The 26116-nt window shown below is 58.9% G+C and carries 44 protein-coding genes; 29 read left to right on the top strand and 15 right to left on the bottom strand.

The genetic code is table 11. The annotated features are described in order from the left end of the window. Positions 1 to 36: 36 nt before the first annotated feature. Together U9R80_RS17070 and U9R80_RS17065 are read right to left on the bottom strand one after the other, a co-directional pair. Positions 37 to 333, bottom strand: coding sequence for a hypothetical protein (locus U9R80_RS17070; protein WP_301842949.1), 297 nt, complete (start codon positions 331 to 333; stop codon positions 37 to 39). 2 nt (positions 334 to 335) lie between these two features. Next, entirely contained in the window at positions 336 to 818 is a 483-nt protein-coding gene (locus tag U9R80_RS17065; RefSeq protein ID WP_301842948.1) for a hypothetical protein, read from the bottom strand. 51 nt (positions 819 to 869) lie between these two features. Between U9R80_RS17065 and U9R80_RS17060 the strand changes: the two genes are divergently transcribed. Next, a complete protein-coding gene (locus U9R80_RS17060; protein WP_301842947.1) occupies positions 870 to 1145 on the top strand; it encodes a hypothetical protein in 276 nt (91 codons plus the stop codon). Here the strand turns inward: U9R80_RS17060 and U9R80_RS17055 are convergent, their stop codons facing one another. Then, complete coding sequence (locus U9R80_RS17055; RefSeq protein WP_301842946.1) at positions 1146 to 2069, bottom strand: DNA cytosine methyltransferase; 924 nt, start codon at positions 2067 to 2069, stop codon at positions 1146 to 1148. Between the two features lie 39 nt (positions 2070 to 2108). Here U9R80_RS17055 and U9R80_RS17050 point away from each other — a divergent pair, with 39 nt between their 5' ends. After that, a complete protein-coding gene (locus tag U9R80_RS17050) occupies positions 2109 to 2891 on the top strand; it encodes a hypothetical protein (protein WP_301842945.1) in 783 nt (260 codons plus the stop codon). A gap of 85 nt (positions 2892 to 2976) precedes the next feature. Here the strand turns inward: U9R80_RS17050 and U9R80_RS17045 are convergent, their stop codons facing one another. Together U9R80_RS17045 and U9R80_RS17040 are read right to left on the bottom strand one after the other, a co-directional pair. Then, positions 2977 to 3252 carry a hypothetical protein gene (locus tag U9R80_RS17045; protein WP_301842944.1) on the bottom strand — a complete coding sequence of 92 codons (276 nt, stop codon included), beginning with the start codon at positions 3250 to 3252 and terminating at the stop codon, positions 2977 to 2979. A gap of 144 nt (positions 3253 to 3396) precedes the next feature. Then, the gene (locus U9R80_RS17040; RefSeq protein WP_301842943.1) at positions 3397 to 4029 is read right to left on the bottom strand and encodes a polysaccharide lyase family 7 protein; all 633 of its coding nucleotides are present in this window, start codon (positions 4027 to 4029) and stop codon (positions 3397 to 3399) included. Positions 4030 to 4188: 159 nt separating this feature from the next. Between U9R80_RS17040 and U9R80_RS17035 the strand changes: the two genes are divergently transcribed. Together U9R80_RS17035 and U9R80_RS17030 are read left to right on the top strand one after the other, a co-directional pair. Beyond that, on the top strand, positions 4189 to 4413 hold the full coding sequence (locus U9R80_RS17035) for a hypothetical protein (protein WP_301842942.1): 225 nt from the start codon (positions 4189 to 4191) through the stop codon (positions 4411 to 4413). Between the two features lie 50 nt (positions 4414 to 4463). Beyond that, positions 4464 to 4817 (top strand): hypothetical protein, encoded by a 354-nt coding sequence (locus tag U9R80_RS17030; RefSeq protein ID WP_301842941.1) that lies wholly within the window; start codon positions 4464 to 4466, stop codon positions 4815 to 4817. Positions 4818 to 4841: 24 nt separating this feature from the next. On the opposite strand, the gene U9R80_RS17025 is transcribed toward U9R80_RS17030, so the two are convergent. The 6 genes from U9R80_RS17025 to U9R80_RS17000 form a co-directional block, all read right to left on the bottom strand. Beyond that, the gene (locus tag U9R80_RS17025) at positions 4842 to 5291 is read right to left on the bottom strand and encodes a hypothetical protein (RefSeq protein ID WP_301842939.1); all 450 of its coding nucleotides are present in this window, start codon (positions 5289 to 5291) and stop codon (positions 4842 to 4844) included. Positions 5292 to 5341: 50 nt separating this feature from the next. After that, the gene (locus tag U9R80_RS17020; RefSeq protein WP_301842938.1) at positions 5342 to 5530 is read right to left on the bottom strand and encodes a hypothetical protein; all 189 of its coding nucleotides are present in this window, start codon (positions 5528 to 5530) and stop codon (positions 5342 to 5344) included. A gap of 93 nt (positions 5531 to 5623) precedes the next feature. After that, positions 5624 to 6085 carry a hypothetical protein gene (locus U9R80_RS17015; protein ID WP_324803341.1) on the bottom strand — a complete coding sequence of 154 codons (462 nt, stop codon included), beginning with the start codon at positions 6083 to 6085 and terminating at the stop codon, positions 5624 to 5626. Positions 6086 to 6311: 226 nt separating this feature from the next. Next, positions 6312 to 6581, bottom strand: coding sequence for a hypothetical protein (locus U9R80_RS17010; RefSeq protein WP_301843449.1), 270 nt, complete (start codon positions 6579 to 6581; stop codon positions 6312 to 6314). A 21-nt stretch (positions 6582 to 6602) separates the two neighbouring features. After that, positions 6603 to 6986, bottom strand: coding sequence for a response regulator transcription factor (locus U9R80_RS17005; protein WP_324803339.1), 384 nt, complete (start codon positions 6984 to 6986; stop codon positions 6603 to 6605). A 371-nt stretch (positions 6987 to 7357) separates the two neighbouring features. Continuing rightward, positions 7358 to 7582, bottom strand: a complete 225-nt coding sequence (locus U9R80_RS17000; RefSeq protein ID WP_301843184.1) for a hypothetical protein — start codon at positions 7580 to 7582, stop codon at positions 7358 to 7360. A 331-nt stretch (positions 7583 to 7913) separates the two neighbouring features. Between U9R80_RS17000 and U9R80_RS16995 the strand changes: the two genes are divergently transcribed. After that, positions 7914 to 8240 carry a DUF1654 domain-containing protein gene (locus U9R80_RS16995; RefSeq protein ID WP_301843186.1) on the top strand — a complete coding sequence of 109 codons (327 nt, stop codon included), beginning with the start codon at positions 7914 to 7916 and terminating at the stop codon, positions 8238 to 8240. A gap of 33 nt (positions 8241 to 8273) precedes the next feature. Here the strand turns inward: U9R80_RS16995 and U9R80_RS16990 are convergent, their stop codons facing one another. The 3 genes from U9R80_RS16990 to U9R80_RS16980 all read right to left on the bottom strand — a co-directional run bounded on the left by U9R80_RS16990 (position 8274) and on the right by U9R80_RS16980 (position 10650). After that, positions 8274 to 8507, bottom strand: a complete 234-nt coding sequence (locus tag U9R80_RS16990; RefSeq protein WP_301843188.1) for a hypothetical protein — start codon at positions 8505 to 8507, stop codon at positions 8274 to 8276. Beyond that, positions 8500 to 9669, bottom strand: a complete 1170-nt coding sequence (locus U9R80_RS16985) for a hypothetical protein (protein ID WP_301843189.1) — start codon at positions 9667 to 9669, stop codon at positions 8500 to 8502. Before U9R80_RS16985 ends, U9R80_RS16990 begins: the two co-directional genes overlap by 8 nt. A 90-nt stretch (positions 9670 to 9759) precedes the next feature. Then, positions 9760 to 10650 carry a LexA family transcriptional regulator gene (locus U9R80_RS16980; protein WP_301843191.1) on the bottom strand — a complete coding sequence of 297 codons (891 nt, stop codon included), beginning with the start codon at positions 10648 to 10650 and terminating at the stop codon, positions 9760 to 9762. A gap of 104 nt (positions 10651 to 10754) precedes the next feature. On the opposite strand from U9R80_RS16980, the gene U9R80_RS16975 reads away from it, so the two are divergent. The 15 genes from U9R80_RS16975 (at position 10755) to U9R80_RS16905 (ending at position 20189) form a co-directional block, all read left to right on the top strand. After that, on the top strand, positions 10755 to 10961 hold the full coding sequence (locus U9R80_RS16975; RefSeq protein ID WP_301843192.1) for a Cro/CI family transcriptional regulator: 207 nt from the start codon (positions 10755 to 10757) through the stop codon (positions 10959 to 10961). A 139-nt stretch (positions 10962 to 11100) separates the two neighbouring features. Beyond that, positions 11101 to 11946 carry a replication protein gene (locus U9R80_RS16970; protein ID WP_301843195.1) on the top strand — a complete coding sequence of 282 codons (846 nt, stop codon included), beginning with the start codon at positions 11101 to 11103 and terminating at the stop codon, positions 11944 to 11946. Beyond that, positions 11936 to 12730, top strand: a complete 795-nt coding sequence (locus tag U9R80_RS16965) for an ATP-binding protein (protein ID WP_301843197.1) — start codon at positions 11936 to 11938, stop codon at positions 12728 to 12730. The genes U9R80_RS16970 and U9R80_RS16965 overlap by 11 nt, the downstream gene beginning before the upstream one ends. Further along, the gene (locus tag U9R80_RS16960; RefSeq protein WP_301843199.1) at positions 12727 to 12930 is read left to right on the top strand and encodes a hypothetical protein; all 204 of its coding nucleotides are present in this window, start codon (positions 12727 to 12729) and stop codon (positions 12928 to 12930) included. Before U9R80_RS16965 ends, U9R80_RS16960 begins: the two co-directional genes overlap by 4 nt. Continuing rightward, the gene (locus U9R80_RS16955) at positions 12927 to 13226 is read left to right on the top strand and encodes a DUF1364 domain-containing protein (RefSeq protein ID WP_301843201.1); all 300 of its coding nucleotides are present in this window, start codon (positions 12927 to 12929) and stop codon (positions 13224 to 13226) included. Before U9R80_RS16960 ends, U9R80_RS16955 begins: the two co-directional genes overlap by 4 nt. After that, on the top strand, positions 13220 to 13654 hold the full coding sequence (locus U9R80_RS16950; protein ID WP_301843202.1) for a VRR-NUC domain-containing protein: 435 nt from the start codon (positions 13220 to 13222) through the stop codon (positions 13652 to 13654). The genes U9R80_RS16955 and U9R80_RS16950 overlap by 7 nt, the downstream gene beginning before the upstream one ends. Continuing rightward, a complete protein-coding gene (locus tag U9R80_RS16945) occupies positions 13651 to 14949 on the top strand; it encodes a tyrosine-type recombinase/integrase (protein ID WP_301843203.1) in 1299 nt (432 codons plus the stop codon). Before U9R80_RS16950 ends, U9R80_RS16945 begins: the two co-directional genes overlap by 4 nt. Continuing rightward, complete coding sequence (locus tag U9R80_RS16940) at positions 14946 to 15266, top strand: hypothetical protein (protein WP_301843204.1); 321 nt, start codon at positions 14946 to 14948, stop codon at positions 15264 to 15266. Before U9R80_RS16945 ends, U9R80_RS16940 begins: the two co-directional genes overlap by 4 nt. A 10-nt stretch (positions 15267 to 15276) precedes the next feature. Continuing rightward, a complete protein-coding gene (locus U9R80_RS16935) occupies positions 15277 to 15963 on the top strand; it encodes a hypothetical protein (RefSeq protein WP_301843206.1) in 687 nt (228 codons plus the stop codon). Positions 15964 to 16123: 160 nt separating this feature from the next. Then, positions 16124 to 16801 (top strand): hypothetical protein, encoded by a 678-nt coding sequence (locus U9R80_RS16930; RefSeq protein WP_301843207.1) that lies wholly within the window; start codon positions 16124 to 16126, stop codon positions 16799 to 16801. Positions 16802 to 16874: 73 nt separating this feature from the next. Then, positions 16875 to 17249 (top strand): putative holin, encoded by a 375-nt coding sequence (locus tag U9R80_RS16925; protein WP_301843208.1) that lies wholly within the window; start codon positions 16875 to 16877, stop codon positions 17247 to 17249. Beyond that, positions 17250 to 17531: a phage holin family protein gene (locus tag U9R80_RS16920; RefSeq protein WP_301843209.1), complete on the top strand. Its 282-nt coding sequence runs from the start codon at positions 17250 to 17252 to the stop codon at positions 17529 to 17531. It begins immediately after the preceding gene. Next, the gene (locus tag U9R80_RS16915; protein ID WP_301843210.1) at positions 17531 to 17869 is read left to right on the top strand and encodes an HNH endonuclease; all 339 of its coding nucleotides are present in this window, start codon (positions 17531 to 17533) and stop codon (positions 17867 to 17869) included. Before U9R80_RS16920 ends, U9R80_RS16915 begins: the two co-directional genes overlap by 1 nt. Positions 17870 to 18029: 160 nt before the next feature. Next, positions 18030 to 18506, top strand: a complete 477-nt coding sequence (locus U9R80_RS16910; protein WP_301843211.1) for a terminase small subunit — start codon at positions 18030 to 18032, stop codon at positions 18504 to 18506. A 3-nt stretch (positions 18507 to 18509) separates the two neighbouring features. Beyond that, on the top strand, positions 18510 to 20189 hold the full coding sequence (locus tag U9R80_RS16905) for a terminase large subunit (protein WP_301843212.1): 1680 nt from the start codon (positions 18510 to 18512) through the stop codon (positions 20187 to 20189). Between the two features lie 10 nt (positions 20190 to 20199). Here U9R80_RS16905 and U9R80_RS16900 read toward each other — a convergent pair whose 3' ends face one another. Further along, positions 20200 to 20322 (bottom strand): hypothetical protein, encoded by a 123-nt coding sequence (locus U9R80_RS16900; RefSeq protein ID WP_324805286.1) that lies wholly within the window; start codon positions 20320 to 20322, stop codon positions 20200 to 20202. Positions 20323 to 20339: 17 nt separating this feature from the next. On the opposite strand from U9R80_RS16900, the gene U9R80_RS16895 reads away from it, so the two are divergent. From U9R80_RS16895 to U9R80_RS16855, 9 genes are read left to right on the top strand one after another with little or no spacing between them, the layout of a single operon-like run. Then, positions 20340 to 21638, top strand: a complete 1299-nt coding sequence (locus U9R80_RS16895) for a phage portal protein (RefSeq protein WP_301843213.1) — start codon at positions 20340 to 20342, stop codon at positions 21636 to 21638. A gap of 3 nt (positions 21639 to 21641) precedes the next feature. Next, entirely contained in the window at positions 21642 to 22499 is an 858-nt protein-coding gene (locus U9R80_RS16890) for a head maturation protease, ClpP-related (RefSeq protein ID WP_301843214.1), read from the top strand. Positions 22500 to 22501: 2 nt separating this feature from the next. Further along, the gene (locus U9R80_RS16885; RefSeq protein ID WP_301843215.1) at positions 22502 to 23689 is read left to right on the top strand and encodes a phage major capsid protein; all 1188 of its coding nucleotides are present in this window, start codon (positions 22502 to 22504) and stop codon (positions 23687 to 23689) included. Between the two features lie 48 nt (positions 23690 to 23737). Continuing rightward, positions 23738 to 24268: a hypothetical protein gene (locus tag U9R80_RS16880; RefSeq protein WP_301843216.1), complete on the top strand. Its 531-nt coding sequence runs from the start codon at positions 23738 to 23740 to the stop codon at positions 24266 to 24268. Positions 24269 to 24272: 4 nt separating this feature from the next. Next, complete coding sequence (locus U9R80_RS16875; RefSeq protein ID WP_301843218.1) at positions 24273 to 24614, top strand: head-tail connector protein; 342 nt, start codon at positions 24273 to 24275, stop codon at positions 24612 to 24614. Continuing rightward, entirely contained in the window at positions 24611 to 24937 is a 327-nt protein-coding gene (locus tag U9R80_RS16870) for a phage head closure protein (RefSeq protein ID WP_301843219.1), read from the top strand. The genes U9R80_RS16875 and U9R80_RS16870 overlap by 4 nt, the downstream gene beginning before the upstream one ends. A 9-nt stretch (positions 24938 to 24946) precedes the next feature. Then, entirely contained in the window at positions 24947 to 25117 is a 171-nt protein-coding gene (locus U9R80_RS16865) for a hypothetical protein (protein ID WP_301843220.1), read from the top strand. 3 nt (positions 25118 to 25120) lie between these two features. Then, a complete protein-coding gene (locus tag U9R80_RS16860) occupies positions 25121 to 25693 on the top strand; it encodes an HK97-gp10 family putative phage morphogenesis protein (RefSeq protein ID WP_301843221.1) in 573 nt (190 codons plus the stop codon). Continuing rightward, entirely contained in the window at positions 25686 to 26072 is a 387-nt protein-coding gene (locus U9R80_RS16855; RefSeq protein WP_301843222.1) for a DUF3168 domain-containing protein, read from the top strand. The genes U9R80_RS16860 and U9R80_RS16855 overlap by 8 nt, the downstream gene beginning before the upstream one ends. The last annotated feature ends 44 nt before the right edge of the window (positions 26073 to 26116 follow it).

Here is a 26116-nt window from a genome sequence, read left to right as displayed (position 1 = left end):
GAGAGGGGTTAAATCAGAAGGAGTACAAATGTGCTCTTAAGTGCCGGGGCGGCATTTGAAGGCCAGCCAGATATAGTGCCGGCCTTTGGCGGTGACCTTGATCTTACTGGCCTGCCTGTTCCAACTGATCAGGCGAAGCTCTTCCAGGATGGTGGTGATCGTGTGGCCTTGGTGCCACCCGGCCAGCGCCTTGATGCAGCCCTGGGCCAGTAGCCCCCGGTAATCGGTGTGGCCGAAGTTCGTTCCCTGAAAAACGCCCTGCACCTGCTCATCGCTCACGATGTCGGTTACGGCGTTGACGTTCGGGTCGCGGCGGTAGCATGTGTGAGTCATGGTCACTCGCCCTGATTGGCCAGCATGTTTAGGCGCTGGAAGGAGGTGCCAGGGACGCCTTGGTCGCGCTCAACTGGCTCACTCGGATCTGCGATGGATGCCAGGGCTCGGTCATCAACGTACAGCCGCCGCCCCTTCGATACCCGCTCGGCCTTCCACTGTGTTTCTGCATCAAGCTCGCCGACTTCAATGCAATCCCGAAGTACTTCTTGAGCTTCCGCCAGCTGAGCGCGCAGCTCATTGACTTCCGGATCACGCGCAGCGAACGCCTTGGCACCTTGGTCGGCCATGTCACCGGCGCTGTAACCGTCTGCCTGGTGCTGGGCGGCTGGCCGGGCTATGACTTGCTGCCCTAGCTCAAGCCAAGATGGCAGAGCGCTGGGTGGGATCAATTGAAGCTCGACCTTCGATTGGCCTGGTGTGTAAGCGCACACGCGGGCGCTGACCATCTGTTCGGTGTTGCTGGATCGGTTTTCTGTGGGCATGGAGAAACCTCGTCGGTATGATTCCCGCTTTTCAGACTTGGATATTTGTAGATGAACGCAGGGCAGAGTCTTTTTGTACAAAAAACCCTTGGATGGGTGGGTACGGCATTTATTTCAATTTGGGCGTTTCTGGTGATCTTACTAAGCGTCAGGTTGATCTCAGTGGATGTAGGTATCAGTACGATCTTTAAGATGATCATCACGATGCTTTTTGATCCTGCCGACGGCGCCCCGCTTATAATTTGGCCTTTGCTTGCGATCGGATTGATTGCTTTCTGGGTAAAGGCGTATTTGAAATCTGCCGGCACAGCTCAAACTGCGGAGTAACTATGCGGACTTCTGCAGCGCTTCAATGACTCGCTGGCCGGCCAGCGGCGGTACCGCGTTGCCAGCCATGTGCATGGTCAAGCGGTGGCTATCCGGGCGCAGGGTGTCGGCTGGGAACGACTGCGCGGCCAGGGCTTCGGTGGCGCTGAGCATCCGCATGCGGTCGCCGTCGACCAAGGCCCAACGGTCCAGGGTGGTGATGGTGCCAATCGGGCGGTTGATGTCGCGCCCTGTGGTGCCGGAGCCCTTGCCGTAGTAGGGCATGATGAATCGATCGCCGAATCGCTGCCGCCCGTTGCGTACACGGTCGAGGGTGGCCTGGGCCCGGCCTGGTTTCTCGATTGGCGACCATCGCCCGGCGTCGAAGTCAAGGAAGCTGGCCGCCGGCACATGTCGACGCCGGTGCAGCTCGAGCATCAGTGGCGCCTTGCTGCGAGTCAGGACCAGGAACAGCCGCACTCGATGCTGCGGCACGCCCAGGTCGGCGCAGTCCACGACGTGCGGGGCAACTTGGTAGCCCAGTGCCTGCACTGCCGACACCCAGGCCGGGTACAACGCCCAGTCGGTGAACTCCTCGACGTTCTCTACCAGTGCAGCTTCGGGTCGGTGAAATTCCAGTGCAGATACCACTGCCCAAGCTGTCGAGCGCGATGAGTCGTGCTGCGGGTTACCTGACTTCTTGCCCCGGGCCTTCGAGTGGCCCTGGCAGCACGGAGAGGCCAACAGCAGGTCATGCTTCGGAACTTGCTCCCACCGGGCCTGGTGCAGGTCCTGGCAAACATGCTCTGCATGCGGGTGGTTGGCTGCGTGCCATTTCACGGCCTCAGGCCAGTGGTTTGCCGCCCAGAGTACCTGGACGCCTGCGGCGCGCGCGCCGGTGCTCCATCCGCCGAGGCCGGCGAACAGGTCGATTGCTGTGGGCATGGTAATCTCGGGAAAACTGTTCTGTGGTGGAGAGGGAAAGTGAGTAGAACAAATGAGGATGTATTGCCGGAGTTGCGTAAAGTGATTGAAACTTGTACGGCACAGGTAAAGTGGTCAGGGATGAATGCTTTTGAGTATTTGAAATCAGCCAATGACCTAGTTACCTCCCACCCAAATCTGGCTGCATTTAGTGCAATCTGTGCTGAAGAAGAAGCAGCTGCCGCACTAATTCACTCCGTTAAGACTTTGAGGTATCCCGGCGCAAAGAAAATTAAATTCACTTCACACCCCCATAAACATGCAGTTTTCGTTTTCGTGAGACTTGTCGTTGAGTGGTACCAGTCGCATCAACAGATACCGGACTGGCCGTTTAGATCCTTAGTGCTCAAGATTGCGCCGGAGGGTAAGCGACTGGCGTTGCACATAGTACTTCCATTTAAGGCGCACCCTTTCGCCGTCACCCCATATCCACCACTTAATTTAAGAGTTGAAGGTGCGAGCTCTCTGGAGTCGGTATTGATTGAACACATGGCCGAGTTTTTGAAGACGACCGAGGTTGACAGGGTTAGGTCAATGATCGAGAAAGCGGCGACTTATCGAAATGAATTGCTTTATGCTTCTTCTAAAGGATTGCCTGTTCCCGAAGGAAATGTGGATCAATTTATTACGCATCAATTAGAAAAAGTCGCAATTTTGCTTACAGCCGTTGGGCTTATTGACCCATGGGGAAAGCATCCTCACTCGCCGATTGTCACTACATGTATTGCGCTTTTAGTAAAGTTCATGGACCGCACTGTTTCTGAGCCAGCTTGTATTCCGTAATAGTCATGTCGTGGTCCTTGCGTGCAGGCACCGCCCTCGCTGGAGTGGCGTGAAAATTGGTGGTTGTGATGCCTATGTGCTATCGCTAAATCTGCGAGAGGTCACTTAATGCAGCGGAGGTGAGAAGTCGATGGATACCGAACCAACCAATCAAGAGGTTGCAGTTGAAGTCGGAATCGAAGTGGCTGAGGTGGAGCGATACCGCCGGGAAACCATTCAACTGGGCGATGGTTCTTGGCTTGTGCACTTCTCCTTCGAGATGCCAAAAGAGCTGCGCCACCGTTTCACAGGGAGCTTTACGGCAGTAATCGGCAACCACGCTGCAGTCGAAGACGTTCGGCGAAAGGGGTAGCCGCACCATGCACCTCCCTCCGTGGCCAGGTGCGGCATGGTGGATTTGTTGATTAGGCCAGTTGGAAGAGTCGGCCAGGGAGGCCTGACTCGGACGCTTCCAGGATCTGGTCAGTCAGCTCAATGATGACTGGGTTTTACGGCTGACTGAGTTTTAGGGTTGCAACGCGCCGTTGAACACGTCGAAAGACTCGTACACCACCCAGCCGCCTTCCGTTGCCGGACCTTCGTTGTCGATCACATAGGAACCGGCCTTGAAGTAGAACGGGAACTTATCCCAGGCCGTGTTCACTGTTGCACTGCCGGACAACGTGTCGAGCTGAACACTCAACTCGCCGGAGGCATCAACCTGGACGCTGTATTCAAAGGGCTGGCCCAGTGGGATTGCCTTCTTCAACAGCGTTCGGGTTGTGCTACTTGGTTTATCGCGTGCGTCAATCCGGACAAAGCCGTTCCACCAAATCACCATCAGGAATGGGTTCGGGGCGTTCAGTCCGTGGATTTGACCGACGATAACCTTACCGCTGGATGGAGCGCTCTCGACCCGTACCCGGCCTGCCATAGAGTGCTTGGCGCTGCCGCGAATCCAGTTGAACGAAACAGGGGAGTCAGGAAGTGTCTGGCGGCTTTCTGTACGTGGGGTCTTAGAGGTACCCGATGTGCCGCCCTGGACTGAGCACCAGTAGTTGGTGTGGCCCAGTTGGTCGATCCAGAAGAGGTCTTGCGGCGGTCGCTCTGGATAGAGATAAAGCGTGCCGTGCGCAGTGATGTTTCCAAAGTTGTTCATGGTCATTCCTTTGTGGTTTGGGGTGTGAATTTCGTAGGGCGCCGCCTCTGCGACTTCCGCCAGGCGACTGGCATTCGGATGCCTCACCGGGGTGGCGTGATTCGTTGAAGTGGGGTCTTGGTGAAGAGCCCGGCATGGAGCCGGATACGGAGATTCGTGATGGCAAAAAAGGAACGGCGTACCAGGGCCGAGCGGCTCAAGAAAAAGCAACAGTTCGACGATCTTGCTGCATTGCTTGAGTCAACCCCGGTCGAGTACCGGGCTAAGCTCTACGAAAAGCTAGAGCGGGAGCGAGTTGCTGAGTCGATGGCGAAATCCGGAAAGAAGAACCGTGGAGGCTGGCCATTTGTTTCTGGGAGCTTCGAGAGCGGATCGAAAAAATAACCAACCCCCACCATATCGTTGATCAAGGGGAAGGCGTTGGCTGATTGCGCATGGCAACGACTGATGGCATCCTGCCGCCATATAAGCGCTGTGATTTTTCGACTGGAGTCAATTCAATGTCTACAAATGCGAATGAGGCGATGCTTGAAAAGCTAAGAACCGAGGCAGTGAAGTTAGGAATCGATCCCACACTGGTTCAGCTAGATGACATTTCTGTCGCAAAAACTGGTGACAAGATGCGCTTCAAATGGCGCGATATTGAGATTGAGGCGCCATCCCCTTCGCAGGAGACGTTCGACTCATGGTTTGAGCAGAATGGACAGGTTATCGCTGGTGCGGCTATCGCCCTTGCTGGCGTTACGCTAGGTATTATTGCTTCCGCAGCTTCTTCCTTTAAGCGCTGAAAGCTTGCTGTTAGCGGCAGATAGTCAGGCTGCGGCCCTGACCTTGAAGGTCAGCATGGCAGTCGCGTCGTCGTTGAAGCACTCGGCCAGCTCTTGATAGGCCCGGTACTTGGCCTGGCTGCGAGTGGCTGCCCAAATGCGCTGCACGTAGTGGCGCGCATCGCCCAGCATGTACTTCACGTAGTGGCGCGCATCGCCCAGCATGTACTTCACGTCGTCCCAGTCGTACATGCCGTTGGTTAGGACTTCCCACTGCTTAAGCGGCAGCTTCTCGGCCATCTCGCCGTATTGCATCTCCCAAGTCGGGTGGTAGTTGCGGATGCGCTTCTTCGGGTCGGTGTCGAGGATGACGCCGATGTAGTGCCCGCGATCAGCCAGGATCAAACCTGGCTCGCCGTTGGCGATCACTCGGCGGCCAATCTCGGCCGGCACACCGTAATGTCGGCGCACGTAGTCGCAGTTGTAGTTGCTCATGGCTTTCTCCATGCATGCGCCGCCCTCCGTGGCCGGATGCGGCATGGTGGTTACTTGAGGATTGCGCTGGCGCAGGCCTGTATTTCGATCCAGATCGCCGCCGAAGGCCGTGCTTCGTACTTGACGAGAGCCTTGGCGATGCGCATGGCCAGCTCTTCCTTGCTACCGGTTGGCATTGGCGCCGATTGATGGGCCACCTGGATAGGCAGGTCGAACTGGCCCGGAAGGTCGACTTTCATGCGTCGCGTCTCCTCGATCTTTTGCAAGCCCACTGGGCGGCAGATTGATGTGTTGCTGGCGCCGGCCGTGCCGAACGCGGTTAGAAATGCCTTTCATGCTGCGACCTTCTGCTGTCGCCAGGCGCCGACGGCCTCGAACACTGCAGCGGCCTGAGCCTCTTCAAGCGTCAGGTCTGCGGGAATAGCGATCCAGCCGGAAGCCACGACATGCTGCGGATTGCACTGAGCGCGCAGGTCCGTGTAAGTGGCTTCGATCACGTCAGTGAGATGTGAGGCCAGGTAGTTACCCTGGGGCGCGACCTCGACAGACTTGCAGTACTGCTCGCCGCTGGTGCCAACGCACATGACGCTCAGGTAGATGGTCCAGCGATGAGGGATATCGCACATCGCGTCGACGATCTGGCGACTCCGGATGCGGCTGCAGCTTTTCCAGTTGACCAGGCACTGTTGGCCGCTGGGGTCGATATTCACCACGGCTACATGGTTGGTGCCCAGCAGCGCCCGGCAGGCACGCTCCATCCGGGCTCGCATGTTGTGCGGTTTGCGCTTGCTCATAGAGCCTCCGCGAGCTTCCGCAGGACGGCGCGCTCTGCGGTGCTTGGCCGACGGCGCCGACGTTTCAGGATGGTTTCGGGATCAACCTTCGTGGATCGCATCGGCGGGGGAGTGTTCTGGAACCCTGAGACCTTTGTGGCCTGGCCGCCGGCAGCGAAGAACTTGTCGACGCTCGCGTTCAGTTGCTCAAGCGCCTGGATGCGAGGGTGTGGGATAGGGTCGCCGATCATTGCCGTCCGACCAGCTTGCACTTCGCAGCTGCCTCCATGGCCTGGGCGAAGTTCACTGCCGCGCGGTAGGAGAAGGCAAAACCCTTGGTTTGCCCGCTGGCCAGGTCCACGATGTGGTAAGCCTTACCCTTGGTGACGATCTGGTACCGGACCTGCTGGGCTGGTGCCGGGCGGTTGATCTTGGCGTAAAAGTCGGCTGTGGCCAGGATGGCGCGTTCGCGCAGGGCGGCCAAGCCTTCCACACGCTGATGCATGGCTGGGTGCATGGGGAACTCCTCGGGTAGGTGTCAGGCGTGCAGGTCGAACGATTCGGCCTTGCGGATGATTCGGACCTGGGCAATTCGTCGCTCAGGAACGCGGCGATCGCGGCGCATTGGGTCGGCATCGCCAGTTACGGCGTGCATGGCGATCAAGCCAGCGAGCACGATGCACAGCGGGCTGATGATCTGGCGTTTCATAGCCTCGGCAACCATGGCGGTGCGCCGCAGCACACCGAGCTTGAACATGGCGGCCGACAGTCGCTTCTCGACAGTGCCCGGGGCGATCCCGAGCAGCTTGGCGATTTCCTTTGCGGTCATGCCTTGGGCGACCGCGAGAACGCATTGCAGCTCACGGGGTGCGAGACCGAGGCCGAGGCGGCCTATCCATGAGCCCTCAGTGATCGTTTCCATGATGAATCCTCGGGGTGGCTGCATTGGTCGTGACACTCGCTGCCGTTACCTCCCGGACCAGGGGAGGGCGAGAGCCACGACCGATGTAGCCTGGTGGTAGGGAGTGCCAGGTGATCGGGCTGGAGTCCTATGGCAAATCCAGCAATGCCCCAACTTCGTCTCAAGTTGGCAGAAGTGATGCAGGGGGCCGCTTGCGCGGTGTGTACTCGTCCGCATCGGGGTGGGATCGTGAAGGCTGGGCAATCGACCGGTTAATCCGCGTCGAGGTGGCCGCCCCGCTGTTTGCTTGCAGCTCATCCGATCCCACTCCGATGCGGCCTGCGGGGCAGGTGACCGGGCAGTTAACGTCAGGCTGACGTGGCGCTGGTTGTCTACGGAAGCGGGTTGGCGAGGGCCAGGCGATCGAAGTACTGGGCGCGATATTTCTCCCACTGCGCACGGATGCTCGGGCGATCCGCGTAACCCTTCGAGAGACCGAACAGCTCGCGCTGCTCTTGTATCCAGCCCTGAATGTTCATGCAGACGCCGCGAGCGCGGCGGGAGCGGAACTGCTCTGTGGTTTCGCCTGGTTTGCGGAACTGGTTGATGTTGCGCATCGTCTTGCCCTCCAGGGCGGTTGATTTCCCGTCTGGCCCTGTCACCAAGGCCAGCCAGTGAAATCCGGTGTTTCTTTCTCTCCGACCGCGACCCTAGTCCGCCGGATAACTGATTTCGCGCTTTACGCTGCACGCCTGGGTCAGTTGCCAACCCTCTGAACAGTTGAGGCCTGTCCATCGCTGCCTTTGTTGCTGGCCGGTGGTGATCCGGCGATGGGGCAAAGTTAACCGGCGGTATTTTTTACGTCAATACCGGCGGTTAATTATTTTTCTGATCGGTTCAGCTAAGCTCGCGCAACGCTGTACGGATATACAGTTATGAGGGTAGGAAATGGGAGCAGCACAAAAAGTCATGGCGCCATTTGAGAGAGAGGAGCTAACAAGCCTGGAGAAGCTAGGGCTACGCGTTTCGGCGATGATCAATTCGCCGCTTGCGCAGCTAGATAGGAGGGTGCTGATCCACCGTCTGGACACGGACAGCGATCAGGATTGGGGGACGATTATGGAGTTACTGTTGGAAACCGACGGCCTAGACATGACCTTCTGCGATGACGGCTCTGTTTTCCTAAAATGGGATGCGCCGACAGATGACGATCGGGTGATCGATAGGGGAGAGGATGTCGACTTGGTGGAGCGGGAAGAGGAGGTACCTTTTTGACAGGCATGAAAATGCCCGCCGAGGCGGGCCGTTTCAAAAACCAGATGCGGATGGCAGCGGCGCCACCTCGCTGAGCACATCAAAACCATCCACCTGCCTAGGCACCTTGCTTGCAAGGTGTTTGAAAGCTGGAGATATGAAAACTTTAATCGCCAGAGGCTGGCCCGGGCGATAAAAAGTCGAGATGGAAATCGCGCGATCAGATGGGGCATCCAGAGCTTCGAGAAGATGCTCGGCGGCAACCATCAGGCTCGCATCGTTAGACATTGTGTCCTCCTACCAGTGTCGCTCCCAGCGCTTGAAGGATAGGCCGAATGGGTAAAATTAGCGACTTCGCTCCACCAGGAGCCGAAGAGTCGTTACCTCCCGCGAAGACAATACCTACTGCGGCGATAGCTCTACCATGGTCGTCCACCTGTACCACTAGTGATCCCGAATCGCCTGAGAGAGAAAACTCAGCACCGATGCCGTGAGCTGTGAAAACACTCCCGAACCAGATCGTGCCGCTGAAACCGTAGCTTTGAGCTGAATAGTTTACGGCGGTGGGGCGGAGGCCTCTACTAACTATTTGACCCTTCGTATGCCTTGTCGTTCGCCCAACCTTTTCGATCTTCATACCTTCAACCGGGTCAGCTACCGCGATCGGGGTGTCAAAAGCCTGTCCTTGCATCGATGAGACATCAGCCAGACTCCTGATCAAAAAGAGTGCGGCATCCGTGTTCGCTGCGATGTCTACGTTACCAACAGACCCAACGTGCATTTCCAGCGCTCGAGTATGGAAGCCTAGCGTAAATGGCGGGATGCTGGTGGGGCCAACATCAATCACACCGGGAGCTAGGATTGGCGTGCCTGGCAAAACATGGCTACATAACGCGCTAACGTGGTTGTTGGTTAAGCCGTAGATCTGTCCATCAGGAAGCTTGACCAAAGCACCCAGTGTGCCGGCAGATGCGTCATTGCCTGGGGATATCGAAGAACCGCACGTGTAGCGGTCTTGGCCGCCAGCTTGATGGATGGCAAAGGTCGCACCCTGGCTGCGCAGATGATCCTTTCCGACCGTCTCAACCACACCGTGCGGATAAGCCAAGCCCTTCCGATAGATCCCATGGGGTAGTGACTTGAGTTCTTTTTGAGTGACTTTTCGGGTGGTGTAAAGGTAAACGGTGTGATTCACCTCGTTGAAGGTAATCGAATCAAGACCTCGATGCCGAAGGATCTGTTCCGCATCTGCAGAAAGGGCTATTGGCTGGACTGCTGCCAAATGGGCCTGATCAACATCGGCAGGAAGTTGGGGGAGCAGACCTCGCTGCACAGCCCATTTGGCGATACCACTCGCCACCTCGAACGTTTTCAATACTTGCGGTACAGGCACTGGAGGTGGAGGTGCAGGTATCAACCCGTTTGGCAAAGGCGGTACGTTGTGTTGCATAAACTCCCCGTGACTTTCTCAAACTGAGGCAGCTTTTAGGAAGCTCCTGCCCCGAAATGTTACGCATCTATGTGCATAACTCCTTGTTATTTAAACTTTTCTTGCGTTCCATACGAGAAGGACTTTGGCGTGAATCGTCACGTCATCAATCCGTGCAGACTGCTTCTCATAGTTTCGATTGTCAGATATCAGCCAGACATGATCCTCATCCTGGCGCTGTAGTCGTTTGATGAGCAGATCCCCATGCCAGGTGAGCACATACACGCCTTCGCCCTGATAGTCGTTTACCCCTCGATCGACGATTACTGGATCCTTGTCGTTGATCGTTCCTTCCATGCTCTGGCCCCATCCAGTGATCATCGCCAGGGCCTGGGCCGCGGAGTAGGTTACACCTTTCTCCCGCAGCACTTCCTCGCGAATCACCACATTCCGGATGACCTCGCTGTACTCGGCCGGCACCTGGCCGTGCCCCATCGCGGCGCGGATGTCGTACTGAGGGATTGAGATATCGCCAGGGCATGCCGCCACCGCATCCGCAACCGGCATATGCTCACCCGCTGGAGTTGGTAGTGAGGACTCGGCAAGGCTGTCCGCCACGGCTTTCGCAATCTTGTCCTGCGCAGCGGCATCCAGAGATTTGCCGCCATGCTTGCGAAGCATCTCCAAGACTTTCTCAGCGGCTCCAGTTGAGGCTACCTGACCCTTGGCTGGAGCGCCTCGCATCTGTGCTATCTCCGAGGCGAGCCGAGGACTGAATCGTTCTACCGGCTCTTCAAGCAGCCGAGACAGAACCGCAGCAAATTTGGCGTTCAGCGGATTGGTGCCATTCAGGTACATGGCTACGCCGGCCGGAGAAATATCAGCAGCTTCGGCAACCTTCGCCTGCGTAAGCCCAAGGGCGTTCTTTTTTTGCATGAACAGCTTTTTTGCTGCTTCGCATTCGGCCTTGAGGTCTGGGGAGAGATCTTTCTTTTTCGTCATGCGCGAAATTTAACCGGAGGTTAACTTATTCGCCTCAACCGCCGGTATTGAACAAACGGTAACCGGCGGTTAATATCGAGGCCATTCAATACCGAGGCAATGTCATGAACAGAACACTGCTGCCCGAGCTCGTTGAGCGAATTGGTCAGACCGCTGTGGCTAAGGGGCTCGACGTGAGCGCCCCCGCAATTGCCAAAGCCATGAAAACGCGCCGAGTCATTTTTGTAATTGAAAACGACGACGGGACCATGTCTGGCGAGGAAGTTCGCCCTTTCCCGAGTCGGCCGGTTCTGCACCGTGCCGGCGCCTGACACGAAGAATTATGCGTGACCTGGCTTTGCGCCAGTAGTGAGACCGTCCTGCTGTTCATTCGTCCAGTACCTGAATCGCAGACATAAAAAAACCGCCTGGCAGGGCGGCTTTCTCTACAGCTTTAGAACGAGTTGAAGCATGACAAACATCGTCCAAATTGACAAGTCCAGGGGGTTTACCCGGATGGACAACCAGCTCATGGATGGCCTGCTGGCTATCGATCTCTCAGCCCGGGAGATGAAGATCGTGCTGTACGTGGCCAAGGCCACCATCAACTTCGGCGCCGGTGCTCAACGCATCCCGGCAACCGACATTGCCAAGGCTATTCACGCTCACCCTGACACCGTGTCGAAGGCGATCTCCAGCCTGCTGCGCCGTCGCGTGCTGTACCGTGAGGGCGGGGCCCGTGGTGACATCGGGGTCAATGACCCTAAAGATTGGGTCTACGTCCCTGATCCGAAACAGACCAAATCGTCTGATTCGGCTGAAGTTGTCCGAATCGGCGAGCAGGCCAAACAGACCAAAACCGACGAGTCCCTTCTCTATTCCAAGAAAGAAACCCCCTATGTAAATCTTCCTTCGGAAGATATTACATCTCCCCCCAGCGTGCCGGCCCCGGCCAAAGACGAGCGCAAGGCTCCGTTCGGGAGAGCCGCGATGCTGGCCGACAATCCGCACGCTCTGGACGAGTCGCTGATCGCTGATTACCTCGCTCTCCGCAAAGCTAAGCGGGCCTCCATGAGCGCCGGCATCTGGTCCGGGCTGAATGCAAAGCTCGAACAGTGCAAGGCCTTCGGTATTCAACCGGCGAAAGCCCTGGCTATGGCGATCGAGAATGGCTGGCAGGGCTTCGAGGTCGACTGGGTCACCAAGCGGCTCGCGACCCAGGGCAAGAGCGCTCCGGCCTCCAACCACCATGGCTTTGCCGACCGCGATTATCACGCCGGCCTGACCGAGCGGGGGGATGGTACCTATGCGTTCTGAAAACGTGGTTCACCTGTCCAGCATGGCTGGCCCGCAGGTCAATTCGATCGCGGTGTGCGAAGAGCACGGCGAGTACCAGGCCACCACTCACCAAGTGCTTAGCCGCACCTTCCGCTCGCAGTGCCCAGCGTGCAAGGCCGAGCAGCAGGCCAAGTCGAAGGTCGAAGCAGCCGAGCGCGAGCGTCAGGAACTGGCGTGGAAGCTGGGTGACTCTCTGGTGCCCAAGCGCTTCAAGGGCAAGACGTTTGATACCTACCAGGCCAGCAACTCTGGGCAGGCCAAGGCGTTGGCGCGCTGCAAGCTCTACGTCGAGCAGTTCGAGCAGAACCTTGCGGTGGGCCGCAGCGTGATCATGGTCGGACGCCCCGGGACCGGAAAGACGCACCTTGGCGTCTCCATCGCCCAAGCGGTCATGGCCACCACCGGACACACTGCCGCTTACCGGACGCTGGGCAGTGTCCTGCAAGCTATTCGCGCGACTTTCGACGGCAGTTCTGGCCAGAGCGAAGGGAGCATCCTCGACGCCTTGATCCGTCCGACGTTGCTGGTCCTGGACGAGGTCGGTGCCAGCAAGGAATCGCCGGGCGAGTTTGAGTTGAGCCGGCTGTTCTCGATCATCAATGGCCGCTACGAACGGATGCTGCCCACCATCGTGATCTCCAACCTCGACGCCAGCGAGCTGCCCGCCGCGATGGGCGAGCGCTCGGCTGATCGCCTCCGTGAGGGTGGTGGATTCGTGTTGCCGTTCACCTGGGAGTCGCACCGCGGCATGGAGGGTGTATGAGCGACCAAATGCTGCTGCCACCCAACCCTATCGAATATCGCTGGGCGCTGTATTGCCGCAGCCACTTGTTCGGTCTCTCTGACAAGCCTGAGCCGCCTGTTGCCATCTACCGAGATGAGCAGGTTGCCCGGGCCCATGGCGGCAGACTGTGGCCGTCCACCTGGATCGTTGTTGATCTTCACAAGGACGAGCATCCATGAAGCAATCCAAACTGACCAAAGCTGCGCGCGGCCGGGAGTGCCAAGTGCGTATACCCGGTGTGTGCAACGGCAATCCTGAAACCACCGTGCTGGCTCACTACCGAATGTCCGGGACCTGCGGCGTCGGCATGAAACCGAACGATCTGCAGGGCGCTTGGGCGTGCAGCGCTTGCCATGACGCTTGCGATAGTCGCAGCCGGTTGATCAGCCGTGAAGAAGCTCGCCAGTACCACGCGGAGGGTGTCATGCGCACCCAGGCCGTGCTGATCAGCGAGGGAGTGGTCGCCGGATGCTGAAAGCTGCCAAGCCCCGCGTGTTCGCTGCAAGGCCGCAGCGTAAGAAGCCGGTAGACCGGGAAGGGCAGGAGCAGGCCGCGTTGATGGCTGAGCTCGCATTGCGTTTCCCGGCCGCTGCGAAGTTGATCTACCACGTCCCGAATGGCGGGCACCGGTACAAGCTGGTTGCGGCCAAGCTGAAAGAGCAGGGCGTCAAGGCCGGCGTGCCTGATTTGGTACTGCCGATGGCGCGCGGCGGGTACTTCGGTCTGTACATCGAGTTCAAGGCCAAGCCGCCGTTTGACGCGCCAGTGTCGGCCAGTCAAGACGCTTACATCCAGGCGCTGATTACTCAAGGCTACCTGGCCATTGTCTGCCGGGGCTCCATCGATGCGGTTGAAGCGATCCGCGCCTACCTGCTGCTACCACAGACCAAGGTGGCGGCATGAGCGCAACGGTGGCGGTGAAGTTCAGCGAGGCCGAAGTGCGCCGCCAGGCCGCTGACGTGTCGGTGCGCGATCTGCGTGACCCACGTCACCCGGGCCTGTACCTGCGGTTCTGGAGCGCCCGGGACCGCGGTACCTGGCATCTGGTGCGTGGCAAGCGCTGGGTACCGATTGCCCGCTGGCCGGAGCTGGGCGTGGCGGCGATGTTGGCTGAGCTGCCTGCACTGCGTCAGCGGCTGATGCGCAGCCCCGCGACCGCACCGGTGGCTTCGGGCATAACCACCGTGGGGCAGCTGCTCGACTGGTACATCGAACGCATGACGCGCGACCGCTCACTGTCCGCGAAGCGTAAGGCCGCCGCCCGGTCGGCTGTCGCCCAGCACTTGAAGCCGCGCCTGGATGACCTGGCCCTGGCCGAGGTGAATGGCGAATCACTGGACAAGCAGTTGATGTGGCCGTGTCAGGCCGAGGTGTCGCTGTCCTACCTGCGGCAGATGTTCGCGCTGCTGCTGACCGGCTTTCGTCAGGCGTTGCAGCTGGGCTTGATCGACAGCAACCCCATGGCCGGGATGCGCTTTAGTGACTTCACCAAGGCCAAGATCCTGCCCAAGGCAGCGCGCTTGCGTGACGTGCAGTTGCCCGAGCTGATGCAGCAGCTGACCCATGCCTTCGAGGCAACACCAGATGACGCCATGCTGGCCCTAATGATGCTGGCCCACGGCACCCGGATCGGCGAGACCCGCATGGCGCGCTGGAGCGAGATCTCGCTGTCCGCTGCTGAGTGGTTCATCCCAGCGGCCAACACCAAGACTCGCACCGAGCACCGCCTGCCACTGACCAACCAGCTCAAGGCGCTACTGGTCCGGTACCGGGCTATCCAACAAGCCCAAGGGTATGCGGGTGCTTACTTGTTCCCGAACCGCCGCGGCTTCTCGTTGAGCGAGAGCCAGGCCAGTGCCGTCTTCACCCGGCTGGGGCAGGGCGAGTGGACCAGTCACGACCTGCGCAAGGTATCCCGCAGCACCTGGACTGACCTTGGCATCGACGGCCACATCGGCGAGATGCTGCTCAACCACACGCTCGGCAAGATCGCCAGCACCTACATCCACACCCAGGCCATGCAGCAGCGTCGGGTAGCACTGGAAAAGTGGCACGGCTGGCTTGATCAGATCGGGTTCAAAGTCATTCACCGCCTTACAGAGGCCTTATTTGAAATTTCACAGAATGCACCACAGGCCACGAATGACAGGGCTTCGGGCGACCTTACCGAATTAGTTATTAGCGAGGATTTGAAATGACAGGGAAGTGCCACGGGCCGACCTTCAAGAAGCACATGATCAAGTTGGCCGAATGCCCAAGCTGCCGCGGCCGCGGTGTAGTACAGGGCGTTTTCCATGAGTTGGACTGTGACGCATGCGACGCATCGGGGTGGATTGATCGATGGACCAGTCAGAAGCTGCCGCTGGGGGAGCTGGCAGCTCAGCTGGGCATGAATCTGCGCGCAGTACTGAAGCAGGTTGAGCAGTTGAAGAATCCTCAGGCCACCGGGCCGGAGGCGAATTACCAGGACGGCAACCGGCTGGGCGCCGGTGGCATTAACTACACCGGGGACTAAGGGGAAGGACATGGTTTATAGCAGCGTATCGGGGGCGGTAGTTGCAGCGTTGGCAGCAGGCGAGAAGGGTGCTGCGAAGGGGCAGGCGTGGCAGAAGCTGTACAAGTCGGCCGAAGAGGAGGGCGGGTGTCTGGCGTCGCTGAGGGGCTCATCGCATGGGCTGGACCGCACCCAGGTGGATTACTGGTTGTCGGCTCGCCTGCATCACTTACTGATCCCGCGGCATTGGGATGCACTGAATGCAAAGTACGCCACCAACAAGGCGAAGAAGCTGCAGGGTATCTCCGCTGTGGTCCCATTGATCGCCAGCCCGGCGCCTCAGCTGTTCATCTACAAGGCGGCCACGGCGTGGGCGATCCCGAAACTGAAAGGGGCTCGCCGGAAGGGGTCGCACTCGGTGTCGGTGGATATTCCGCTGGATGTATCTGATTGGCGGCGTGACAACCTGGTGAGCGCTGCGCTGGCTGCCGGACAGTCCGAACGGAAGAAGGCAGAGGCTTTGGCAGAGGATCTGATAATTCTCCCCGACAGCTTTTACGACATGAACACCTGGGATGTGGATGCAGCGCCCGAGTCGACGCGCTATCGCTGGAAGGATGGGATTAAGGAAAAACTCAACGGCATGGTCAGTGATGCACTCGCTGAGGTCCGAAGAATTCTGGAGGCTGAGGATCTGTTGATCAAAGAGGCAGCGTGATTGCCTGTTGACATCAGTGAGAGAGTGAGAGAAATTATTCCCATCCTGTCATTCCTGCGCGTGTTGAGGAGTGACCCAAAAGCCCGACCATTGTGTCGGGCTTTCTCGTTTCTGAAGAGCCATTGATTCGCTATTATTGGGCGACTCGGGAGGAAATGAGATGCCAAATCAAAATGAGGCGCGCGGCTTAATCGCTGCGAAGGCGTCGAGAATTGAGGCTTTGTTGCGTGAGCTGGGCGGGCAAGGAAAAGGGCTAAAAGAGCTCAGTTCCAATGTGGCTTATTTGTTAGATGATGAGACCTTAAACCTCGTTCGGAAAGTCTATGTGGTCCGTAACCGTGCGGTGCATGAGTCAACGTTCGAGATTTCTCAGAAAAATCTTGATCGTTACTCTGAAACTGCAGACGCACTCATATCGCTGCTAGAAAGGAAGCAGACTCCTTTTTCGGCGCCCCCTTTGTTAGAAGAAAGCGGCGTTAAGCGCGATCCAATTATTTCTGTTCGACGCTCAAAAGCGAAGTACGCTTTGGGAATGGGTGTGGAGGGTAAGGCTGAAAACGGTATCAGCCATACAGATTCCGGCATTATCGAACGCGGCCAATCCAAGATAGAAACAAGTGAGGCGCCAGTCTCGTGCGGTACTGAGCAAGCAGCGTATTGCAAGGAAAATTCTGCGCGCGCGACCTCCACCCCGGCCCCGGCTGCAACTAGCGGAAAATCTGCTGGAGTCGCAGAGTCGAAGGAAGGAGTACGCTCAACCTCCTTGAAGTCAGAATTGAAAGGTGCGCTTATCACGTTCGCGGTTAAGGCGGTGTTGTCCGATATTTTTAGGCGGTGATAACCGAGTGCGCTGAAGTTCGTTGAGTTATTACTAAACCCCGATAATCGGGGTTTTTTTTGGAGTATCACTTATGGCCGAGCCGAGCACCGGCGCCCTTGCAGTGACCGGCGTACTTGCCAGCGTCGGCCTAGGTGCTGCCTTTCCCCAGTTGGATCTCGCCGCACTGGTCGGCGCGTTCGGCGGGGCTTTCTTCTATGTGGTGTTCGCCAAAGACATCAGTACCTGGCGGCGTGTCGGTTATCTGCTGACGGGATGGATCGGTGGTTACTTCGGTAGTGCCGAGTTGATGGGCAGAACCTGGACCCAAACCGCTGGCTTCAGCGCCTTCGTATGCGGCGTGCTTTGCGTCGTCACGTTCTCTGGTTTGCTGGAGTGGATGCAGACCGGCCGCATGCCGACCTGGCTGCAATGGGTCTTCCGCCTTCGGGCTAGGAAGGAGGGTTGAATGGTTGCCGTTATCCAGGCTGCTCTATGTGCCCTCATCTTCGTGATGATCGGTTTGCGTTATCGGCCATATCCTAATGCCCGCTACAAGCTAGGGGTTTCCCTGATGGCCTGGGCAGCATGTGCAATCACTGGCATGCAGTTCGTTAGTCTCATCGGGCGCATGGCGCTGCACGATGACTTTGCTGACGCTTCCTGGTTCAACACTGCGTTCTATCTACTGGTCGCCATCCTGGTTTGCCGGGCAAAGGGCAATGTGGCCAAGATAGGGAGGGTGGACTGATGGTCAGGCTCAAGACCCTTGGGTCCCGCATCAAGGAAAGCACCAGCTCACGGGTTAAGGTCGTGACACCAGGCAGTTGGCGAAGCGACAAGACCAGCACCCAACGAGGCTACGGCTACAAGTGGCAGCAGGCGCGAGAGCGCTACCTGTTTGATCATCCGTTGTGCGTGTACTGCGCGCGGCACGGTCTCACCGCTGCGGCCAGTGTGGTTGACCACAAGATCCCACATCGAGGAGACCAGGACCTGTTCTGGAATCAATCGAACTGGCAGTCGCTGTGCAAGCCCTGCCATGACTCGGTCAAGCAGGCTGAGGAGGCTGGAGGTCTGATTGGTTGATGGGTCAGCGAATCGTCGCAGATCGGCTCACGTCGCCTCGAGGTACGTCAATGGCGTGCTGCTAAAGGGGTAGGGGGGTTAAAAGCGAGGGATTCTCATCTAGCTAGACCGCCCTCGACCTCATTCGCACATTTTTTCCCAATTAACGGAAAAGTTAACCATGGCTTTAACCGACAAAAAGCGACGGTTTGCTGACGCTTTGCAGTCGGGGGCCACCAATCGCGAGGCGGCAATTGCTGCCGGATATTCCGAGAAAACCGCGTCACAAGCGGGCTCCAAGCTGGCGAGGGACCCTGATGTTATAGCTGCAATCGGCAGAAAGCTACGGGCCAAAACCGCTACTCCGACAGAGGTTAAAACTGCGCGGAAAGTTAACTCGCCGCCGGAGGCTGCGTCGGCTGACGACGGCCTGGTCTTCGCCGAGTTCGACGACCCTCGCGACTTCCTGACTGCAGTGATGAACGAGCAGTCTGCAGAGCCAAGGCTGAGGGTCGACGCTGCCAAGGCACTCATGCCCTACATGCACGGCAAAGTCGCCGACCAAGGCAAGAAAGAAGCCCGCCAGGATGCCGCCAAGGAGGTGGGCAAGGGGCGCTACGCACAAGGCAAACCGCCGCTCTCTGTCGTCAAGGGGTAACTCATGCAATGGACTACCGCCTGCCCAGACTGGTGGCGGCGATTGGCTGCGGGCGAGTCGATCATTCCAGAGCCGCTGTTTCCTGATGAGGCCGAAGCCAGCCTTGAGGTGTTCAAGGGACTGAAGATCGTCGACGCCCCTGGCAGTCCGACAATCGAAGCATCTTGCGCTCCATGGGTGCTGGCCTTCGCCGGTGCGGTGTTCGGCAGCTACAACAGCGAGACCGGCGAGCGACTGATTCGGGAGGTGATGCTTTGTATTCCGAAGAAGAACAGTAAGTCGACCATCGCTGCGGGCATCATGCTGACGGCGCTGATCCGCAACTGGCGCCTCTCGGCTGAATTCATCATCTTGGCGCCCACCAAGGAGATTGCGGATAACTCGTTCGTCCCGGCCAAAGACATGGTCAACAACGATGAGGAGCTGAAAGCACTTCTGCATGTTCAGCCGCACTTACGGCTGATCACCCATCGTGAGACGGGCGCCACGCTGAAGGTGGTAGCCGCTGACAGCGACGTGGTGGGCGGCAAGAAAGCGGTCGGCGTATTGATCGACGAAGCCTGGCTGTTCGGGAAGAACCCGAAAGCAGCGGACATGATCCGCGAGGCTACCGGCGGCCTGCTGTCCAGGCCGGAAGGTTTCATCATCTGGCTGACAACCCAGTCGAACGAACCACCGGCGGGCGTGTTCAGGTCGAAGCTGTCCTATGCCCGCGGCGTTAGGGACGGGCGCATTGAGGACAACCGGTTCCTTCCGATCATCTACGAATTCTCGCAAGAGATGATCAAAAGCGGCGAGGCACGGAAGCCCGAGAACTTCCACCTGGTCAACCCGAACATGGGTTACTCGGTCGACCGCCCCACGCTGGAACGCCTCTTCATGCAGGCGGAGCTCGACGGCGAGGCAGATCTGCGAGGCTTCCTGGCCAAGCACCTCAATATCGAAATTGGCCTGGCCCTGATGTCCGACAGCTGGGTCGGTGCTGAATTCTGGGAGCCCCAGTCGCTTCCTGGCCTGACGCTCGATGCGCTGCTCGCCCGGTGCGAGGTGGTGGATATTGGTGGTGACGGCGGCGGCCTCGATGACTTGCTCGGATTGGCCGTTCTCGGCCGCGAGATTGGTACCCGCAAGTGGCTGCACTGGGCCCATGCCTGGGCGCACCCATCCGTTCTGGAGCGGCGCAAGTCCGAAGCTCCCCGCCTAAGAGACCTTGAGGCGACCGGCGATCTGACGATCGTTGAGCATATCGGTGACGACGTAGAGCAGTTGGCGGCCATTGTTGCCCGCGTCAATGCCACCGGTTTGCTGGACAAGGTCGGTCTCGACCCAGCCGGTATCGGCGCGGTGCTCGACGCTCTGGCAGATGCCGGTGTCGAGGAAGACAAGATCGTGGGTATCTCCCAGGGCTGGAAGCTGACCGGCGCAATCAAGACGACCGAGCGCAAACTTGCCGAGGGCGCTTTTCTGCACTGCGGTCAGCCGTTGATGGCCTGGGCCTGCGGCAATGCGAAGGGCGTTCCTTCTGCCAACGCGTTCCTCATCACGAAGCAGGCCTCGGGTACCGCAAAGATCGACCCGCTCATGGCCACATTCAACGCTGTTTCACTGCTAAGTCTGAACCCGGAAGGGAGGGGCGGAATGGACAATTTCATGGCTGGCATTCGGGATCCTTTGATCGCATGAGCGCATTCCACTATTTCATCGTCACCTCACTGGTGGCCTTTTGCATGGCTTGTGCTGGCGTCTGGATGTTGGCCGGTACCGGCTGGGCCTTGCTCGCGGGAGCGCTGAGCTTGTTCAGCATCGCAGCGTTCATTCTCCGAGGGCTGAGCAGTGATTAAATCGCTATCCCAGGCACTGGGTGCTGCCGCGACAAAGCCATCTGCCAGCCTCGGCAAGTCCATTCGGCTCTCGGACGGAGGCTTCTGGAGCAGCTTTTTCGGGGCGCAATCGAGTAGCGGCAAATCTGTCACAGTCGACAACGCCATGCGGCTATCGACTGTTTGGGCATGCGTGCGAATCATCTCGACCTCTGTTGCCGGTTTGCCGCTGAGCATCTACCGCCGCTTACCCGACGGCAGCCGAGAGAGTGCCCGGGACTTCCCTCTGTACGACGTGGTGCATACCAGCCCGAACGAAGACATGGCGGCCTTCCATTTCTGGCAGTCTGTCGTGGCATCCATGCTGTTGTGGGGCAACGCATACTGCGAGATCCATCGCGCCGCAGGACGGGTCATCGCGCTGGATTTCCTAATGCCGTCGCGGGTCGACTTGGAAGTCGATGACGACGGCCGCTTGAGGTACTTCTTCAAGCCCCGCAAAGGGCCCAAGCGGGAGATTCAGCGCGAGAGCATGCTGCATATTCCGGCCTTCACTCTGGATGGCCGGGTTGGCCTGTCTGCAATCCGCTATGGCGCTGATGTGTTTGGGGCGGCGATGTCGGCGGACGATGCCGCGAACAACACGTTCAAGAACGGGATGATGCCAACTGTAGCGTTCTCGGTAGACAAGACGCTTAACCCTGCGCAGCGTGTCGAGTTTCGTGATTACGTGAAGACCATTTCCGGCGCGCTCAACGCAGGTCGAAGCCCAGTGCTTGAGGCTGGGGTGAAGCCGGAGATGATCGGAATCAATCCAGCTGACGCCCAGTTGCTGGAGTCGAGAGGGCACAGCATCGAGGAGATCTGTCGCTGGTTCGGTGTACCGCCATGGATGGTGATGAAGACCGACAAGGGGAGCAACTGGGGCACCGGCCTGGAGCAGCAGCAAATCGCTTTCCTCACCTACTGCATCATGTCCTATACGGCGCCAATCGAGCAGTGCGTGAACAAGCGCTGTATGACTGCCGTGGATCGAATCAACTTCTACGCCGAGTTTTCGCTCGAAGCATTCCTGCGGGCAGACAGCACCGGCCGCGCCGCCTATCTCAGCACCATGGGTCAGAACGGGTACATGACCCGCAATGAGGGCCGTCGGAAGGAAAACCTGCCCAGCATGCCCGGCGGTGATGTTCTCACCGTTCAATCCAACCTTGTTCCCCTGGACCAGTTGGGCAAACAAAGCGATGGGCAAGCCGCACGGGCCGCCCTGAAGAACTGGCTGCAAGAGTCAGAAAGCACCTCTCGGGAGTAACCCATGAAACTGAAGATCCAGTCTCGCGGCCTGCGCAGCGAGCTGAGCCCGCGCGCGCTCGATAAATGGAACCCGGCAATCCAGGCTGCCGTCGAGAACACCTCCGACACGATCACTGTGTATGGGGTGATTGGCGAAGACTGGTACGGCGAGGGCGTGACCCTCAAGCGTATCGACGCAGCGTTGCGCGCTATCGGCGAGCGTGATGTGACCGTCTACATCAACTCCCCGGGCGGCGACATGTTTGAAGGCATCGCCATATACAACCGCCTGCGCGAGCACAGCCACAAGGTCACCACCAAGGTACTGGGCATGGCCGCCAGTGCCGCGTCTGTGATCTACCTCGCTGGCAGTGAGCGAGCAGTGGCTAGCAGCGCTTTCCTGATGATCCACAACTGCTGGACCTTTCTTGCCGGCAATCGCCACTACCTGCGCGACGTGGCCGATGACATGGAAGAGTTCGACGCGGCGATGGCCGACCTGTATGCCGAAACCAGCGGCCAACCAGTTCCGGATATGGCCGAGATGATGGACGACGAGACCTTCATCCGCGGCAAGCGTGCCGTTGAGCTGGGCCTGGCCACCGGCCTGTTATCAGCCGCCGAGATCACCGAGCGCGAAACCGAAGAAACCGGTCAGGCCAATGCGCTCAAGGCCATGGACATTGCTTTGGCCAAGTCCGGCATGCCGCGCTCCGAGCGCCGCGAACTCTTCGCCAGCTTCAAGACCGGTACGCCTCGCGCTGCCGGCGGGGACACGCCGCGCGCTGTCCCGACCGACAAGCCCAGCGCTGTCGCGCCAGACCTCTCCGCCTCTCTGAGCGCGGCAACCAATCTCCTCAATTCTCTGAAAGGAAAGTGACCATGGACTTTGAAGCCCAAGTCAAGGAACTCAACGCCAGCCTGAAAGGCATTGGCGACCAGATCAAAGCCCAGGCTGAGGCGACCGATAAGCAGATCAAGGCCTCCGGCGAGATGACCGCTGAGACCCGTGCCAAGGTAGACGAACTGCTGACCAAGCAGGGCGAGCTTCAGGCGCGAATGGGCGAAGCCGAGCAGAAACTCGTGAACGCAAACAGGGGCCGCTCCGAACAGGACGAACCGCAGAAGTCGGTCGGTGCACTGGTGATCGGCAGCGAAGAAATGCAGGACATGAATTCGTCCTTCCGTGGTTCGCGTCGAGTCTCTGTGCCGCGTGCAGCGATCACCACTGCAACTGGTGGTGATCTTGTCCCTGCTCAGCGCTTAGCGGGTATCGTCGCGCCACCTCAGCGCCGACTGACTATTCGCGACCTGGTGGCGCCCGGTGAAACGGAATCGAACTCCATCGAGTACATCCGGGAGACTGGCTTCACCAACAATGCGCGAACCGTCGCGGAGACCACCGCTAAGCCGTACTCCGACCTGACCTTTGCTCTGGCCACCGCGAACGTCCGAACCATCGCTCACCTGTTCAAAGCGAGCCGCCAGATGCTCGATGATGCAAAAGCGTTGCAAAGCTATATCGACGGTCGAGCGCGTTACGGCCTGAATATGGCCGAAGAAGCTCAGTTGCTCTACGGCAGCGGTACCGGCGCGAATCTTCAGGGCCTCATGACCGTTGCACAGCTGTACGCGGCGCCCGCTGGCGTAGCGGTGGTCGGCGAGCAGCGAATTGATCGGCTGCGTCTGGCGCTACTGCAGGCCGAGTTGGCCGAGTTCCCTTCGGACGGCATCGTGCTGAACCCCATCGATTGGGCGGCGATCGAACTGACGAAGGATGGCGAGGGGCGCTACATCATCGGTCAGCCCCAGAGTGGCACCGATGCTCGTCTCTGGAATCGTCCAGTGGTGTCCACCCAGGCCATGACTCAGAACGACTTCTTGGTCGGCGCCTTCAAGCTCGGCGCGCAGATCTTCGATCGGATGGAAATCGAAGTGCTGATCTCGACCGAGAACGACAAAGACTTTGAGAACAACATGACGACGATCCGTGCTGAAGAGCGATTGGCGTTCGCCATCTACCGCGAAGAAGCATTCGTCACTGGCCCCCTGACCACGGTCACCCCCTAAACCTTCCGCGTTGCGGCGCCAGTAATGGCGCCCGACTGGAGTACTTTTATGGCGCGTAAACAGGAAACACCAGCACCCACGGCAGGAGTGAAAGATCCTGCCTCGCCCACTGAGGCCAATGCTTTTCAGCCGGAAGGTGGCTTGTCCGCTTCGGCTGACACTGCGGCCTTGCCGACCACCGGCGAGGGCGGACCGGCGGCCACGGATCCAGGCATGCCGGAGAGCCCGGTGCAGGAACTGCCAGTAGGCCATGCAGGTTCGAGCGTTGAACTGGAGCCGGCTGCGATCACACAGGCTGCCGAAACCGATACCGCTGCAATCGACTTAGACACGCCCGAATGTGCCGGCCACGACGGATCGGTGGCAACTGAGGGCAGCAATGACTCTGATCAACCTACGGGCAGGGAAGGTCCAGCGGTCAGTCCCAACCCTGCGGTTCTTCAGATATACCCGCTCCGATCCTACATGGATGAAGGCGAGCTTCGTCGTCGTGGTGGTCCAGCTTACTCGGTCCCGCGTCGACACGCTGAAGAGCTGGTGCAACGGAAGCTGGCATCGCTCGACCCGCTGAAGGAGTAGAGGTATGTCGGTTATCAGCTTGACCCTCGCCCGTCACCACCTTCGAGACCCTGACGATGCTGACGAATACTTGGAGCTCCTGATCGAGGCGGCTGAAGGGCAGGCGATGGACTACCTGAACCGTCGTTTCTACACCGACCAGCAGGCGCTGGATGAGGCTGTCGCCGCCGGTGATGCTGGCGACTCCCCCATCGTGAGCAACAAGCAGATCAACGCGGCCTGCTTGTTGATTCTTGGGCACCTTTACGCAAACCGTGAGGACGTTGTAATCGGGACAATTGCCACCGTGCTTCCGAAAGGATCGGTGGCACTCCTGACACCGCATCGAATCGGGTGGGGTGTATGAGGGCCGGTCCCCTTCGTCACCGTTGCCTGCTGACCTCTCCGCAGCGAGTGCGAAACAGCTCGGGTGGTGCCGACGAGACTTGGGCGGCGGCGACTCCTCCGGAATTGTGGGCCGAAATCAGGCTGCCTAGTGGTCGCGTCTCAGCCGTCGCCGAGCAGTTGGAGGCTGTCGTTACCGCCGAGATTCTTGCCAGGCCCAGAAGCGACATTGTCGCCGGCTGGCGGCTGACCAGGCGCGGTGTGACCTACAAAGTCGAAGCAGTCCTTATCGACAACTTCGGGACGCTGATGAGGCTGCTTTGCTCATCCGTGCCAAATCCATGAGGTGAAAAAATGAAGATTCGTGCACTGGGACCACTTTCCGGCGCTGTCGGTGAGCGGACGAAGGGCGAAGAGTTTGAAGTGTCGGCTGAAGACGGCAAGGGTCTGATCGTCCGTGGCTACGCCGAGGAAGTCCTCGAAAAGGCGACCAAGCCAGCCAAGAGCGATCAGGCCAAGGAGTAGGACATGGCTCGCCGCTCCAGGATGTCAGGAGACTTCAAGCTTCGCCGACTGCTGCGCAACATCCACAAAAACATGGATAACGAGCTGAAGCCGGCAATGCAGAAGTCTGCTGACCGTGTGCTGCAAACGATGAAGGACTTGGTGCCCAAAGATACGGGCGATGCCGCAGCTGCTCTGACGGCGTTTGTGTCGTCCAGCGGCCTGAACGCTGAGGTTGGCCTACGGGGCAAGCTCAACAACCAGCGCTACTTTTACCTTCGCTTCATTGAGTACGGCACAAAGGGTTACTCGGGCAAGCTGTACCACCGTGCTGACTCCAGCGCGGTATCGGGTACCCATACCACCAATCGTGACCGGTCCAAACTCAGTGGCAAGAATCGGCTCGGGCGCCGCGACACGAAGAACAAAAGCGACGGCACTCACTTCTTCGGTAAGTACCCCGACATTCCTGCACGTCCGGCACACCCTTGGCTGAGGCCTGCGATGCAGGTCAACCGGGAGTTCGTTCTGGCAGAGATCGAGGCGGCGATCACCCGCACGCTGCGCAAAGCAAGCCAGGGGGTAGGGAATGGCTGATCCATCTGTCGCACTTCAAGAAGCCTTATTCGCAAGGCTTGTGGCTGAAGTCAGCTGCCCCGTCCACGACGGCGCACCGATGAACACGCCGAAACCCTATGTCTCCATTGACCGGGAAGTCTCGACGAACGCACGTCCGATCGCGGGCCGTAAGCGTGAGCAGCGTCTGATCTACCTGTCGGTGTGGTCCGACGCCATCGGCCAGGCCGAGGTCAAGCGCATCAACGGCGAGATCATCAATGCCCTGGACGAGCGCAAGTTACCACTGGCCACCGGCCGAGCGGTCTCCGTTCGCGTCGAGCAGGCCGACGCCCAGCGCGATGCCGACGGCATCACCTATCAGGGTTCGATCACGGTCCGCGTGATCACCACCCACTGACCACACCACTGGCCGCGTCGCGGCCTTTATCCAATGTGCCTTTG

The sequence above is a fragment of the Pseudomonas sp. JQ170C genome, from assembly GCF_035581345.1.
In the GTDB taxonomy this organism is placed as follows: Bacteria; Pseudomonadota; Gammaproteobacteria; order Pseudomonadales; family Pseudomonadaceae; genus Aquipseudomonas.
The sequence above is the reverse complement of the archived record's forward strand: the minus strand, read 5'-3'. Positions and strand labels throughout refer to the sequence as shown.